The organism is Streptomyces sp. HUAS YS2 (assembly GCF_033343995.1).
GTDB lineage: Bacteria > Actinomycetota > Actinomycetes > Streptomycetales > Streptomycetaceae > Streptomyces > Streptomyces solicathayae.
Window position 1 is genome coordinate 4,269,956 of sequence record NZ_CP137573.1, and the last position, 14,001, is coordinate 4,283,956.

Sequence of the window (14,001 nt, forward strand, 5' to 3'; positions counted from 1 at the left end):
GCACAGAGTGACTCAGCACGGCAACGACACCACGAGGCATTGAGATCCGTGAACTTCACCCGCTGGAGCGCCCGGCTCCCCGGTACGCAGCGCCGCGCGGCGGCGCGGACCGATCGCGGCTCCGTGCCCGCGGCCCGCGGTGAGTACGAGCAGCAGCTGGAGTCCCTCCCCGACGACGTCCCCGCCCTGGAGGACTTCTCCGTACGCGAGGTCGTCGGCCGCCTCCCCGGCCTCGTCGCCCTGGTGTACGGGCCCGAGCACCGCATCGCGTACGTCAACGACGCGTACGCCGCCGCCTTCGGCCCCCGCCCGGCCGGCGCGACCGTCGCCGACACCTGCCCCGAGGCGGACGAACTCGGCCTGCTCCCGCTCATGGACCAGGTGCTGCGCAGCGGCAAGCCGCGCACGGTCAAGTCCCGCCGCACCCGCGACGGCGGCTCGTACACGGTCAGCTGCCTGCCCGTCGACACCCCGCACCACGAGGCAGGCGGCGTCCTCGTGCACGCCGCCGACGTCACCGACCACGCCGAGGCCGCCGAACGCCTGCGCGCCAGCGAGCGCCGGCACCGCGAGACCGCCGTCACCCTCCAGCGCTCCCTGCTCCCGCAGGAGCTGGAGCAGCCCGACGACCTGCGGATCGCCGCCACCTACCAGCCCGGCGGCACCGACGCGGCGGTCGGCGGCGACTGGTACGACGTCATCACCCTGGGGGCCGGCCGCACCGCGCTCGTCATCGGCGACGTGATGGGCCGCGGCGTGCGCGCCGCCGCCGTCATGGGCCAGCTCCGCACCGCCGTACGGGCCTACGCCCGGCTCGACCTGCCGCCGCACGAGGTCCTCCAGCTGCTCGACGGCCTCGCCGCCGAGATCGACGCCAGCCAGATCGCCACCTGCGTCTACGCGGTCCACGACCCCAACGAGGGCAAGCTCGTCTACTCCTCCGCCGGCCACCTGCCGATCCTCGTCCGCGACGAGGACGGCACCGTCCGGCGTGCCGAGGACCCGACCGGCCCCCCGCTCGGCACCGGCGGCTGGCTGCACACCTCCGGCTCCATCGCCCTGCCCCCGGGCGCCACCGCCGTCCTCTACACCGACGGCCTGGTCGAGCGCCGGCGCGAGGACATCGACGAGGGCGTCGCCGCCCTGGAGCGCGCCCTGTCCGGCGCGACCGGCACCCCGCAGGTCGTCTGCGACCGGCTGCTCCGCTCCCTCGGCGTCACCGCCGAGCACGACGACGACGTCGCCGTCCTGGTCGTGCAGCACCCCTCCCGCACGGGAGCAGACGCCGAGCTCTTCCACAACGCGGCACTGGAGCTGCTCGGCGGAGTCGAGGCCGCGCCGCGCGCCCGGGCCTTCGCCTCGGGCGTCCTGTCCAGCTGGCGCTTCCCGGTCGAACTGCGCGACCTCGGCGTCCTCGCCACCAGCGAACTGGTCGCGAACTCCCTCCAGCACGGCACCCCGCCGATGCGGCTGCGGCTGCGCCGCACCGACCGCCGCCTGATCATCGAGGTCACCGACGGCGACGACCATCTGCCGCGCCGCCGCCGCGCCGAGTCGGAGGACGAGTCGGGTCGGGGCATCTCGATCATCGCCACCATCGCCTCGTCCTGGGGCAGCCGCCGCACGCCCGGCGGCGGCAAGGCGGTCTGGTGCGAGTTCGCCCTGCCGGACTAGGCCCGGCAGGGCGAGGGGCTACGGGACGACGGTCGTGGCTCAGGCCGCGGCCGGCTCCTTGACAGGCTCCGGCTCGTGCCGCGCCACCACGCGGGACGGCTTCACCGCGAGCGACGGCTGGTCCTGCACCGGCGTGAGCCGCTTGCCCAGCCGCAGCGCCAGCACGGTGATGCCGAGCGAGAACAGCACGAACGTCACGATGTACGGGCCGTGCAGCGCGGCGCCCATCGGCCCGCCGACGGCCGGACCGACCGCCAGCGCGAGCTGCTTGACCAGCGCGAACGCCGAGTTGTACTGACCGACCATCGCCTCCGGCGCGAGGTCCGCGACCAGCGGCGCCACGGTCGGCGACAACATCGCCTCGCCCAGCCCGAACAGCGCGTACGTGGAGATGAACGCAGCGGTCGCCATCGCCTGGCTGCCCTGCCCCAGGCCCGCGTACCCGGCCACGATCCAGGCCAGCGCCCAGATCAGACCGACGGCCGCGATGACCCGGCTGCGCCGCCGGCGCTCGACGAACTTCAGCACGACGAACTGCGCCACGACGATGACCGCGGTGTTGGCGGCCAGCGCGATGCCCAGCGTCGACGGCTCGATACCGGCGGCCTCGGTGCCGTACGCCGCGAGCCCCGACTCGAACTGCCCGTAGCAGGCGAAAAAGAGGACGAAGCCGAGGACGCACAGCTGCACCATGGCCTTGTGCGCGAGCAGCGCACGCACCCCGCCGGCCGGCCTGTCGCCCGGCCGCCTGTCCTGCAGGGCGGGGGAGCCCGGCATCCGCACGGTCAGCACGATGGCCGCGAGGACCAGGAACATGACGGACTCGATCGAGAACAGCAGGATGAAGCTGCCCGGCCGGCTCTCGTCGACGAGCTGCCCGCCGATCAGACCGCCGACGCCGAGGCCCAGGTTCTGCAGGAAGAACTGCATGGCGAAGGACCGGGTACGGGTCGCCGGGGTGGAGCCCCAGACGATCATCGTGGCCAGCGCCGGCTGCATCACGGCCGTACCGGCTCCCAGCACGGCGGCGGAGGCGACGACCGCGGGGACGCTGTCGGACAGGCCCATCCCCAGGGCGCCCAGCGAGGCGAGGACGGAGGCGACCAGAAGAACGGGGACGGGCCCCCGCCGGTCGATCGCCCGGCCGCTGAACGGCAGCACCATCAGTGCCGCCAGCGCGAAGACGGCGAGCACGGCCCCCGCCGTACTCGCCCCCAGCTCCCGCACCTGCGCCACGTACACATAGAGGTACGGCACGGTGAAGCCGAGCCCGAACGCGCTCAGCGCGCTCCCTGCCTGAATCCGGCGCATCGCTGCACCCCTCGCCTTGGTCACAACCACCCACTCCGTCACGTGCGGCTTCGAACCCGTAGGTCTGAGCCTTGAAGACTTCAACGCTAAAGTTAGAGCCTTAACAATACACATCCAAGGACTTCGACGCCAATGAGTTGCGTGGGATACTCGAGGCATGTCCGACACCCAGGCGCAGTCGCCGCAGGAGCCGACCCTCGACGAGCTCGTCGCTGCGTATCAGCGCGAGTACCGCGACCTCGACCCCCAGGTCGAGAAGGTCGTCTCCTCCCTCGGCCGGCTGAACCGGCGGATGAACGTCGCGTACGGCCGCCAGCTCTCCGACCTCGGCATCAGCAACGCCGAGTGGGAGGTCCTCAAACACCTCGTCCTCGCCGGCGCCCCGTACCGCCTCGGCCCCGGCGAGCTCGCGAAGCGGCTCGGCCTCACCCCGGCCGCCATGACCCATCGCATCGACCGCATGGCCGGCGAGGGCCTGGTCACCCGCGACCGGGACGAGAACAACCGCGTGCGCGTGATCGTCGAGCTGACGGACGAGGGCCGCGCGAAGTGGCAGGAGGCCATGCGCATGGCGACGGGCTTCGAGGAGGACCTCCTCCAGGACCTGTCGACGGAGGAGCGCGGTGTTCTCGGCGGCCTCCTCACCCGCCTGCTCCGCCGCGTGGAGCACGCCCAGCCGGACGCCGGCGGGCGACTGACGGACCTGGACTGACCGGGGTTGACACGCCCCTCCCGGATCCGTAGTGTTCTCCGAGTTGTCGCGGGGCCGTAACGGTTCTTCGACAGCCATCCCGCCGCAGTAGCGGCAACTCAACTCGCACGATCTCCCGGACCGGGACGAATTTCGGCATGCCGTAATTCATTTCGAATGGCTCGATTATGAGTCGCCGGGGAAATCCGCTAGAGTTTGAGCGTCGGAACGGCCCAACAGCCGGAAAGACAACCCCCGCTGACTGGGAATCAGACGCCGAAAGGATCTGATAGAGTCGGAACCGCCGGAAGGGCCCGGAGCGAAAGCGAAAGGGACCGGAAAGCAGCCGAAAGGCACCGAGGAAATCGGATCGAAAAGATCTGATAGAGTCGGAAACGCAAGACCGAAGGGAAAAGCCCGGAGGAAAGCCCGAGAGGGTGAGTACGAAGGAAGCGTCCGTTCCTTGAGAACTCAACAGCGTGCCAAAAATCAACGCCAGATTAGTTGATACCCCGTCCATCTTCGGATGGTCGAGGTTCCTTTGAAGTCCTACTGGCCCATGTGGCAGGTAGGCAACATACACAGCGAGGACGCTGTGAACGTTCGGTCCTATTCCGACCGGACGTTCCGCTCAACGCGAGTGTCACCGGATAACCGGTAAACATTCACGGAGAGTTTGATCCTGGCTCAGGACGAACGCTGGCGGCGTGCTTAACACATGCAAGTCGAACGATGAAGCCCTTCGGGGTGGATTAGTGGCGAACGGGTGAGTAACACGTGGGCAATCTGCCCTTCACTCTGGGACAAGCCCTGGAAACGGGGTCTAATACCGGATACGACCTGGGAAGGCATCTTCCCGGGTGGAAAGCTCCGGCGGTGAAGGATGAGCCCGCGGCCTATCAGCTTGTTGGTGGGGTGATGGCCTACCAAGGCGACGACGGGTAGCCGGCCTGAGAGGGCGACCGGCCACACTGGGACTGAGACACGGCCCAGACTCCTACGGGAGGCAGCAGTGGGGAATATTGCACAATGGGCGAAAGCCTGATGCAGCGACGCCGCGTGAGGGATGACGGCCTTCGGGTTGTAAACCTCTTTCAGCAGGGAAGAAGCGAAAGTGACGGTACCTGCAGAAGAAGCGCCGGCTAACTACGTGCCAGCAGCCGCGGTAATACGTAGGGCGCAAGCGTTGTCCGGAATTATTGGGCGTAAAGAGCTCGTAGGCGGCTTGTCGCGTCGGATGTGAAAGCCCGGGGCTTAACCCCGGGTCTGCATTCGATACGGGCAGGCTAGAGTGTGGTAGGGGAGATCGGAATTCCTGGTGTAGCGGTGAAATGCGCAGATATCAGGAGGAACACCGGTGGCGAAGGCGGATCTCTGGGCCATTACTGACGCTGAGGAGCGAAAGCGTGGGGAGCGAACAGGATTAGATACCCTGGTAGTCCACGCCGTAAACGTTGGGAACTAGGTGTTGGCGACATTCCACGTCGTCGGTGCCGCAGCTAACGCATTAAGTTCCCCGCCTGGGGAGTACGGCCGCAAGGCTAAAACTCAAAGGAATTGACGGGGGCCCGCACAAGCAGCGGAGCATGTGGCTTAATTCGACGCAACGCGAAGAACCTTACCAAGGCTTGACATATACCGGAAAGCATTAGAGATAGTGCCCCCCTTGTGGTCGGTATACAGGTGGTGCATGGCTGTCGTCAGCTCGTGTCGTGAGATGTTGGGTTAAGTCCCGCAACGAGCGCAACCCTTGTCCTGTGTTGCCAGCATGCCCTTCGGGGTGATGGGGACTCACAGGAGACCGCCGGGGTCAACTCGGAGGAAGGTGGGGACGACGTCAAGTCATCATGCCCCTTATGTCTTGGGCTGCACACGTGCTACAATGGCAGGTACAAAGAGCTGCGATGCCGCGAGGCGGAGCGAATCTCAAAAAGCCTGTCTCAGTTCGGATTGGGGTCTGCAACTCGACCCCATGAAGTCGGAGTTGCTAGTAATCGCAGATCAGCATTGCTGCGGTGAATACGTTCCCGGGCCTTGTACACACCGCCCGTCACGTCACGAAAGTCGGTAACACCCGAAGCCGGTGGCCCAACCCTTGTGGAGGGAGCCGTCGAAGGTGGGACTGGCGATTGGGACGAAGTCGTAACAAGGTAGCCGTACCGGAAGGTGCGGCTGGATCACCTCCTTTCTAAGGAGCACAGCACCGATTGCAGGCAAATGTTCTGCACGGTCAGCTCATGGGTGGAACGTTGATTAGTTGGCACGAGTGTCCTGAAGGTCTTCCCAGTACTGCTTCGGCGTGGAACGGAACGACACGGACGGGACTCGTGCTTGGCACGTTGTTGGGTATCTGAGGGTACGGCCGGTTGGTCGAACCTTCGCGATGCCGGCCCCAGTGAACTTGGCTCTAGTGGTCAGGGTGATGGGTGGCTGGTCGTTGCTTGAGAACTACACAGTGGACGCGAGCATCTGTGGCCAAGTTTTTAAGGGCGCACGGTGGATGCCTTGGCACCAGGAACCGATGAAGGACGTGGGAGGCCACGATAGTCCCCGGGGAGCCGTCAACCAGGCTTTGATCCGGGGGTTTCCGAATGGGGAAACCCGGCAGTCGTCATGGGCTGTCACCCATGCCTGAACACATAGGGCATGTGGAGGGAACGAGGGGAAGTGAAACATCTCAGTACCCTCAGGAAGAGAAAACAACCGTGATTCCGGGAGTAGTGGCGAGCGAAACCGGATGAGGCCAAACCGTATGCGTGTGATACCCGGCAGGGGTTGCGCATGCGGGGTTGTGGGATCTCTCTTTCACAGTCTGCCGGCTGTGAGGCGAGTCAGAAACCGTTGATGTAGGCGAAGGACATGCGAAAGGTCCGGCGTAGAGGGTAAGACCCCCGTAGCCGAAACGTCAGCGGCTTGCTTGAGAGACACCCAAGTAGCACGGGGCCCGAGAAATCCCGTGTGAATCTGGCGGGACCACCCGCTAAGCCTAAATATTCCCTGGTGACCGATAGCGGATAGTACCGTGAGGGAATGGTGAAAAGTACCGCGGGAGCGGAGTGAAATAGTACCTGAAACCGTGTGCCTACAAGCCGTGGGAGCGTCGGACGTGATTGCACGTCTCGTGACTGCGTGCCTTTTGAAGAATGAGCCTGCGAGTTTGCGGTGTGTTGCGAGGTTAACCCGTGTGGGGAAGCCGTAGCGAAAGCGAGTCCGAATAGGGCGATTCAGTAGCGCGCTCAAGACCCGAAGCGGAGTGATCTAGCCATGGGCAGGTTGAAGCGGAGGTAAGACTTCGTGGAGGACCGAACCCACCAGGGTTGAAAACCTGGGGGATGACCTGTGGTTAGGGGTGAAAGGCCAATCAAACTCCGTGATAGCTGGTTCTCCCCGAAATGCATTTAGGTGCAGCGTCGTGTGTTTCTTGCCGGAGGTAGAGCACTGGATAGGCGATGGGCCCTACCGGGTTACTGACCTTAGCCAAACTCCGAATGCCGGTAAGTGAGAGCACGGCAGTGAGACTGTGGGGGATAAGCTCCATGGTCGAGAGGGAAACAGCCCAGAGCATCGACTAAGGCCCCTAAGCGTACGCTAAGTGGGAAAGGATGTGGAGTCGCAGAGACAACCAGGAGGTTGGCTTAGAAGCAGCCACCCTTGAAAGAGTGCGTAATAGCTCACTGGTCAAGTGATTCCGCGCCGACAATGTAGCGGGGCTCAAGCGTACCGCCGAAGTCGTGTCATTGCAGTACATACCCCCAACGGGGACTGTGATGGGTAGGGGAGCGTCGTGTGCCGGGTGAAGCAGCCGCGGAAGCGAGTTGTGGACGGTTCACGAGTGAGAATGCAGGCATGAGTAGCGATACACACGTGAGAAACGTGTGCGCCGATTGACTAAGGGTTCCTGGGTCAAGCTGATCTGCCCAGGGTAAGTCGGGACCTAAGGCGAGGCCGACAGGCGTAGTCGATGGACAACCGGTTGATATTCCGGTACCCGCTTTGAAACGCCCAATATCGAGCCCATTAATGCTAAGGCCGTGAAGCCGCCCCGGAGCCTTCGGGCAAAGGGGAGTGGTGGAGCCGCTGACCCAAGGTGGTAGTAGGTAAGCGATGGGGGTGACGCAGGAAGGTAGTCCAGCCCGGGCGGTGGTTGTCCCGGGGTAAGGGTGTAGGGCGCTGTCTAGGCAAATCCGGACAGCACGTAGCCTGAGACCTGATGCCGAGCCGATTGTGGTGAAGTGGATGATCCTATGCTGTCGAGAAAAGCCTCTAGCGAGTTTCATGGCGGCCCGTACCCTAAACCGACTCAGGTGGTCAGGTAGAGAATACCGAGGCGTTCGGGTGAACTATGGTTAAGGAACTCGGCAAAATGCCCCCGTAACTTCGGGAGAAGGGGGCCACGTCTGGTGATGAGTCTTGCACTCTGAGCTGGGGGTGGCCGCAGAGACCAGCGAGAAGCGACTGTTTACTAAAAACACAGGTCCGTGCGAAGCCGTAAGGCGATGTATACGGACTGACGCCTGCCCGGTGCTGGAACGTTAAGGGGACCGGTTAGCTCTGTTTCGACAGGGCGAAGCTGAGAACTTAAGCGCCAGTAAACGGCGGTGGTAACTATAACCATCCTAAGGTAGCGAAATTCCTTGTCGGGTAAGTTCCGACCTGCACGAATGGCGTAACGACTTCTCGACTGTCTCAACCATAGGCCCGGTGAAATTGCACTACGAGTAAAGATGCTCGTTTCGCGCAGAAGGACGGAAAGACCCCGGGACCTTTACTACAGTTTGATATTGGTGTTCGGTTCGGCTTGTGTAGGATAGGTGGGAGACTTTGAAGCAGCCACGCCAGTGGTTGTGGAGTCGCCGTTGAAATACCACTCTGGTCGTGCTGGATGTCTAACCTCGGTCCGTGATCCGGATCAGGGACAGTGTCTGATGGGTAGTTTAACTGGGGCGGTTGCCTCCCAAAGGGTAACGGAGGCGCCCAAAGGTTCCCTCAGCCTGGTTGGCAATCAGGTGTTGAGTGTAAGTGCACAAGGGAGCTTGACTGTGAGACCGACGGGTCGAGCAGGGACGAAAGTCGGGACTAGTGATCCGGCGGTGGCTTGTGGAAGCGCCGTCGCTCAACGGATAAAAGGTACCCCGGGGATAACAGGCTGATCTTCCCCAAGAGTCCATATCGACGGGATGGTTTGGCACCTCGATGTCGGCTCGTCGCATCCTGGGGCTGGAGTCGGTCCCAAGGGTTGGGCTGTTCGCCCATTAAAGCGGTACGCGAGCTGGGTTTAGAACGTCGTGAGACAGTTCGGTCCCTATCCTCTGTGCGCGCAGGAATATTGAGAAGGGCTGTCCCTAGTACGAGAGGACCGGGACGGACGAACCTCTGGTGTGCCAGTTGTCCTGCCAAGGGCATGGCTGGTTGGCTACGTTCGGGAGGGATAACCGCTGAAAGCATCTAAGCGGGAAGCCTGCTTCGAGATGAGTATTCCCACCTCCTTGAGAGGGTAAGGCTCCCAGTAGACGACTGGGTTGATAGGCCGGATGTGGAAGCCCAGTAATGGGTGGAGCTGACCGGTACTAATAGGCCGAGGGCTTGTCCTCAGTTGCTCGCGTCCACTGTGTTAGTTCTGAAGTAACGAACTCCCTTTGCCGGTTGAGTTCAACTTCATAGTGTTTCGGTGGTCATAGCGTTAGGGAAACGCCCGGTTACATTCCGAACCCGGAAGCTAAGCCTTTCAGCGCCGATGGTACTGCAGGGGGGACCCTGTGGGAGAGTAGGACGCCGCCGAACAATCATTGTGGGAAAGCCCCGCACCTTATGGTGCGGGGCTTTTCTGCGTTCAGGGGAAGGGGCGTTGCCGCGCCCCCACCTTCGGGTGGTCAGGACGGGGCGACGAGCTGGGTGTCGTACGCGAGGATGACCGCCTGGACGCGGTCGCGCGCGCCGGTCTTCGCCAGGATGCGGCTGATGTGCGTCTTCACCGTCGACTCGGCGAGGTGGAGGCGTTCCGCGATCTCCGTGTTCGTCCAGCCCTGGGCGATGACCGTGAGGATCTCGCGCTCCCGTTCCGTCAGGGCGCGCAGCCGCGGATCCTCAGCGGCGGGGGTCGCCGGAGCCCCCGGGGCGGCCGGCAGGTGGTGGACGTACGTGTCCAGGAGGCGGCGGGTGAGGCTGGGGGCGACGACCGCGTCGCCGCTCGCCACCGCCCTGATGCCGGCGAGGAGTTCCTCGGGCCGGGCGTCCTTCACCAGGAAGCCGGAGGCGCCGGCGCGCAGGCCGTCGTACGCGTACTCGTCGAGGTCGAAGGTGGTGACGATGAGGACGCGGGTGCGGTTGCCCGCGGCGACGATGCGCCGGGTGGCCTCGATGCCGTCCAGGCCGGGCATGCGGACGTCCATGAGGGCGACGTCCGGGTGGTACTGCTCGGCCAGGCGGACGGCCTCGCTGCCGTTAGCCGCCTCGCCGACCACCGTCATGTCGTCCTGGCTCTCCAACAGCATGCGGAATCCGAAGCGTTGCATCGGCTGGTCGTCCGCGATGAGCACGGTCGTCACGACGGGGTGTCCTCCAGTGCGAGTCGGAGCCTTACCTGCCAGCCGCCGGTGGGCAGCGGGCCTGTCTCGAGTGTGCCGTCGTAGAGCGCCGTGCGCTCGCGCATTCCGCTCAGCCCCTGGCCCCCGCCGGTGCGTTCGCCGTCGCCGCCTGTCCCGTCCCCCGTGTCCGTGACGCGGACGTCCAGAGCCTGCCTGTTGTACGTCAGCACCACCTCCGCGCTCGGCGCCGCGCCTCGCGCGTGCTTCAAGGTGTTCGTCAGCGCCTCCTGCACCACCCGATACACCGTCAACTGCCGTCCCGCCGACAGGGGCAGCGGCTCGGGGGCGGCGTGGACGTCGAGGCGCACCGGCAGGCCCGCGGCCCGTACACCGTCGACCAGGGCGTCCAGGTCGGCCAGGGTGGGCTGCGGCGCGCGGTCCGCCTCGCTCGCGTCCACGTCGTCGCTGTCGGCGCTCAGGACGCCGAGCAGACGGCGGAGTTCGGCGAGGGCCTGCCGGCTCGTGTCGCCGATGGCGGTGAGCGCCTGGGCGGCGCGTTCGGGGCTCTTGGCGGCCGCGTAGGCGCCGCCGTCGGCGAGGCCGGTGATGACGGACAGGTTGTGGCCGATGATGTCGTGCATCTCGCGGGCGATGCGGGTCCGTTCGGCGACGGTCGCGAGCCTGGCCTGCTGGTCGCGTTCGACCTCCAGGCGGTGGGCCCGCTCGACGAGCGCGGCGTTGTGGTCGCGGCGGGCGCGGACGGCGATGCCGAGCAGCGCGACCATCGCGTACGCCCACATCGTCGGCACGATCAGCTGGTCCCAACTTTCCTTCGGGAAGCGGACCGCGCCGATCACCAGCGGCGGCAGGGCGAGCGCGAGCGGCCACACCAGGGTCCGCGGCGGCAGCCGCAGGGCGATGTCGAAGACCAGGATCATCTGGAGGTACGCGGCCTGGAGGAAGGCCCCCGAGCCGTAGCCGACGGCCGCGGCCGCCGCCATCACGCCGAGCGCCGTCAGCGGCCGTCGGCGGCGCCAGAACAGCGGGACGGACAGGGCCAGGCTGGTCGTCACGACCAGCCACACCGGCACGTCCGGGTCGCGGGCGGTGGTGCGCCAGCCGCCGGCCGCGTCGGTCAGCGCCGCGCCGGTCCAGAACAGGGTCACCAGGAGGTCCCAGACCCAAGGGCGGCGAAGGTCGAAGTCCCGGGCCCACCGCACCGTCCGCTGGATGTACCGGCTCAGCGGCGGGGCGCCCGCGGACCAGTCCTGGTCCGGGGCGCCCGTCGTCGTCTCCATGCCTCTCATGATCGCCCGTCCGCCGTCACACGTCCCGGCGCTTGAGCAACACGGCCGGTACGGCCAGGGCCGCGGCGGCCCACAGTACGAGCGCGAGGAGCGCCGCGCCCGGGGTCGCGGCCCCCGGCATCGGGGTGGCGGTGCCGAGGGCCCCGGCGGCCTGGGTCGGGAAGTAGCGGACGACCGTCTCCATCGTGTCGTACGGGAGCATCCCGATGACCTCGGGGAGCACCATCACGCCGCCGATGAACGCGCCGATCGCGCCGGCCACCGAGCGGAGCGTCGCGCCGAGGCCGAGGGCGACGACGGCGAGGAGGGTGGTGCCGGCCGCGTTGCCCGCGATCGCGCCGAGGACGCCGTCGTCGGTGAGGGACGCGGCCTGGTCGGTGTCGCCCAGGAACACCTGCGCCACCTGGAAGGTGAGCAGCGCGGTGAGCAGGGAGAGCGTGAAGACCGTGGCGGTGAACACGGCGGCCTTCGCCCACAGGACGGGCAGTCTGCGCGGGACGGCGGTGAGCGAGGCGCGGATCATGCCGGTGGTGTACTCGCCGGCCGTGACGAGGATGCCGAGGACGGCGAGGCAGACGCCGCCCAGCTGGGTGCCGTACAGGGTGAGGAGCACGGTGTCGACGTCGGAGTCGCCGCCGCCGCTCTCGTACGTGGCGCCCATGAGGATGCCGACGCCGAGGACGAGGAGGACGCCGGTGAGCAGCGTGATCCAGGCGGAGCGGACCGTCCACAGCTTGTGCCATTCGGAGCGCAGGACGCGGGCGGGGGTGACGCGGTACGAGGACGCCCTGGCGGCAGTGGCGGCAGTGGCGGCAGTGCCGGTCGTGGTGTCGGCGGTGACGGTGCTCATGCGGCTGCTCCCTGGTATTCCACCGAGTCATGGGTGAGGTCCATGAACGCCTGCTCCAACGAGGCGGTCTGCGGGGTGAGTTCGTACAGCGGGACGCCGTGGGCGGCGGCGGTGCGACCGACGGCGGCGGCGTCCGTGCCGCTGACCCGGAGGGTGTCGGCGGCCTCCTCGGCGGCGACCTGGGCGCCGGTGGACAGCAGCAGCGTGCGCAGCCGGTCGGCCTCCGGGGTGACCACCTTGACGGTGTCCCCACCGGCCTCCCGGACGAGCTCGGCGACCGTGGTGTCGGCGAGCAGCCGGCCGCGTCCGATGACGATCAGGTGGTCGGCGGTCAGCGCCATCTCGCTCATCAGGTGGGACGAGACCAGGACCGTACGGCCCTCGGTGGCCAGCGACTTGAGGAGGTTGCGGATCCAGCGGACGCCCTCGGGGTCGAGCCCGTTGACCGGTTCGTCGAGGATCACCGTCTCCGGGTCGCCGAGCAACGCGGCGGCGATGCCGAGCCGCTGCCCCATGCCGAGCGAGAAGCCCTTGACCCGGCGGCGGGCGACCTCGGTGAGGCCGGCGAGCTCGAGGACGTGGTCGACGCGGGAGCGCGGGATGCCATGGGTGTGGGCGAGGGCCATGAGGTGGTTCAGGGCGGACCGGCCGGGGTGGACGGACCGGGCCTCCAGCAGTGCGCCGACCTGCGTGAGCGGCGCGGGGTGGGCGGCGTACGACCGGCCGCCGACGGTGGCGCGGCCTCGGGTGGGCGCGTCCAGGCCGAGCAGCATGCGCAGGGTGGTGGACTTCCCGGCGCCGTTGGGCCCGAGGAAGCCGGTGACGGTTCCGGGCCGGACGGTGAAGCTCAGGTCGTGGACGACGGTCTTGTCCCCGTACCGCTTGGTGAGTTCGTAGGCGCTGATCATGTCTTCGACGGTAGGGAGCGGGCGGCGGCCGGACGTCCGACCGTGGACGGCAAGCGGCGGACCGGGCGTAGTACCGGGGTACGACGGTGAGCCGGCCGACTCCGATATCCCCTTGTCGGGGCGGGGGCGCCGAGGCGAGGATCGGCGGATGAACGACTACCTGATACGCCCCGTCCGCGCCGACGAGTGGGAGAAGACCCGCGAGCTCCGGCTCGCCGCGCTGCAGGACCCGGCCGCGTCGATCGCGTTCCTGGAGACGTACGACAACGCGCTCGCCCAGCCGGAGTCCTTCTGGCAGGGGCGTGCGGAGGGCGCTTCAGAGGGCAGTACGACGGCCCGCCAGTTCGTCGCGGAGGCCCCGGACGGCACGTGGGCGGGGACGATCACGGTGCTCGTGGAGCGTCCCTCGGACGAGGTCCGGTTCGGCGAAGCGGCCAAGGTCGACCAGACGCACGTCGTCGGCGTGTACGTCCGTCCGGAGGCGCGCGGCACGGGCGTGACGGAGGCGCTGTTCCAGGCTGGTGTGGACTGGTCCTGGACGCTTCCGGACCCGGCCGTCCAGCGCGTCCGGCTGTACGTCCACGAGGACAACGCGCGGGCCGCGGCCTTCTACCGCCGCTTCGGCTTCACGGCGACGGGGGAGACGGTCCCCATGCCGGGCGACGACGGGGCCCTGGAGCTGGAGTACGAGATCCGTCGGCCGACCGCCTGAGGCGCCCGACCGGTGGTTCACTGG

8 protein-coding genes and 3 rRNA genes are annotated in these 14,001 nt (G+C 66.7%); 6 read left to right on the forward strand and 5 right to left on the reverse strand.

The features are described from left to right. The first annotated feature begins 48 nt into the window (after positions 1-48). Entirely contained in the window at positions 49-1,674 is a 1,626-nt protein-coding gene (locus tag R2D22_RS19680) for an ATP-binding SpoIIE family protein phosphatase (protein WP_318105299.1), read from the forward strand. Between the two features lie 39 nt (positions 1,675-1,713). On the opposite strand, the gene R2D22_RS19685 is transcribed toward R2D22_RS19680, so the two are convergent. Beyond that, the gene (locus R2D22_RS19685) at positions 1,714-2,985 is read right to left on the reverse strand and encodes an MFS transporter (protein ID WP_318105302.1); all 1,272 of its coding nucleotides are present in this window, start codon (positions 2,983-2,985) and stop codon (positions 1,714-1,716) included. Positions 2,986-3,142: 157 nt separating this feature from the next. Between R2D22_RS19685 and R2D22_RS19690 the strand changes: the two genes are divergently transcribed. From R2D22_RS19690 to rrf, 4 genes are all read left to right on the forward strand, one after another. Next, positions 3,143-3,697, forward strand: coding sequence for a MarR family winged helix-turn-helix transcriptional regulator (locus R2D22_RS19690; RefSeq protein ID WP_318105304.1), 555 nt, complete (start codon positions 3,143-3,145; stop codon positions 3,695-3,697). A 643-nt stretch (positions 3,698-4,340) separates the two neighbouring features. Then, positions 4,341-5,864, forward strand: a 16S ribosomal RNA gene (locus tag R2D22_RS19695). A gap of 285 nt (positions 5,865-6,149) precedes the next feature. Next, positions 6,150-9,267: ribosomal RNA gene (locus R2D22_RS19700) — 23S ribosomal RNA — on the forward strand. Positions 9,268-9,340: 73 nt separating this feature from the next. Continuing rightward, positions 9,341-9,457 (forward strand): 5S ribosomal RNA (gene rrf / locus R2D22_RS19705). Together the 16S, 23S and 5S rRNA genes form the textbook arrangement of a ribosomal RNA operon. Positions 9,458-9,546: 89 nt before the next feature. Here rrf and R2D22_RS19710 read toward each other — a convergent pair. The 4 genes from R2D22_RS19710 to R2D22_RS19725 are packed head-to-tail and all read right to left on the reverse strand — an operon-like array spanning position 9,547 to position 13,265. Continuing rightward, complete coding sequence (locus R2D22_RS19710) at positions 9,547-10,221, reverse strand: response regulator (protein ID WP_318105307.1); 675 nt, start codon at positions 10,219-10,221, stop codon at positions 9,547-9,549. Next, positions 10,218-11,498 carry a sensor histidine kinase gene (locus tag R2D22_RS19715; protein WP_318105310.1) on the reverse strand — a complete coding sequence of 427 codons (1,281 nt, stop codon included), beginning with the start codon at positions 11,496-11,498 and terminating at the stop codon, positions 10,218-10,220. Before R2D22_RS19715 ends, R2D22_RS19710 begins: the two co-directional genes overlap by 4 nt. A 25-nt stretch (positions 11,499-11,523) precedes the next feature. Then, the gene (locus tag R2D22_RS19720) at positions 11,524-12,357 is read right to left on the reverse strand and encodes an ABC transporter permease (RefSeq protein WP_318105313.1); all 834 of its coding nucleotides are present in this window, start codon (positions 12,355-12,357) and stop codon (positions 11,524-11,526) included. Next, complete coding sequence (locus R2D22_RS19725; RefSeq protein WP_318105315.1) at positions 12,354-13,265, reverse strand: ABC transporter ATP-binding protein; 912 nt, start codon at positions 13,263-13,265, stop codon at positions 12,354-12,356. The genes R2D22_RS19720 and R2D22_RS19725 overlap by 4 nt, the downstream gene beginning before the upstream one ends. Before the next feature lie 148 nt (positions 13,266-13,413). On the opposite strand from R2D22_RS19725, the gene R2D22_RS19730 reads away from it, so the two are divergent. After that, the gene (locus R2D22_RS19730) at positions 13,414-13,977 is read left to right on the forward strand and encodes a GNAT family N-acetyltransferase (RefSeq protein WP_318105317.1); all 564 of its coding nucleotides are present in this window, start codon (positions 13,414-13,416) and stop codon (positions 13,975-13,977) included. The last annotated feature ends 24 nt before the right edge of the window (positions 13,978-14,001 follow it).

Excerpts from the sequence above, each read along its gene's own strand:
- R2D22_RS19730 (WP_318105317.1), top strand. The coding sequence starts at position 13,414 with ATGAACGACTACCTGATACGCCCCGTCCGCGCCGACGAGTGGGAGAAG.
- R2D22_RS19720 (WP_318105313.1), bottom strand. The coding sequence starts at position 12,357 with ATGAGCACCGTCACCGCCGACACCACGACCGGCACTGCCGCCACTGCC.
- R2D22_RS19725 (WP_318105315.1), bottom strand. The coding sequence starts at position 13,265 with ATGATCAGCGCCTACGAACTCACCAAGCGGTACGGGGACAAGACCGTC.
- R2D22_RS19685 (WP_318105302.1), bottom strand. The coding sequence starts at position 2,985 with ATGCGCCGGATTCAGGCAGGGAGCGCGCTGAGCGCGTTCGGGCTCGGC.
- R2D22_RS19715 (WP_318105310.1), bottom strand. The coding sequence starts at position 11,498 with ATGGAGACGACGACGGGCGCCCCGGACCAGGACTGGTCCGCGGGCGCC.
- R2D22_RS19690 (WP_318105304.1), top strand. The coding sequence starts at position 3,143 with ATGTCCGACACCCAGGCGCAGTCGCCGCAGGAGCCGACCCTCGACGAG.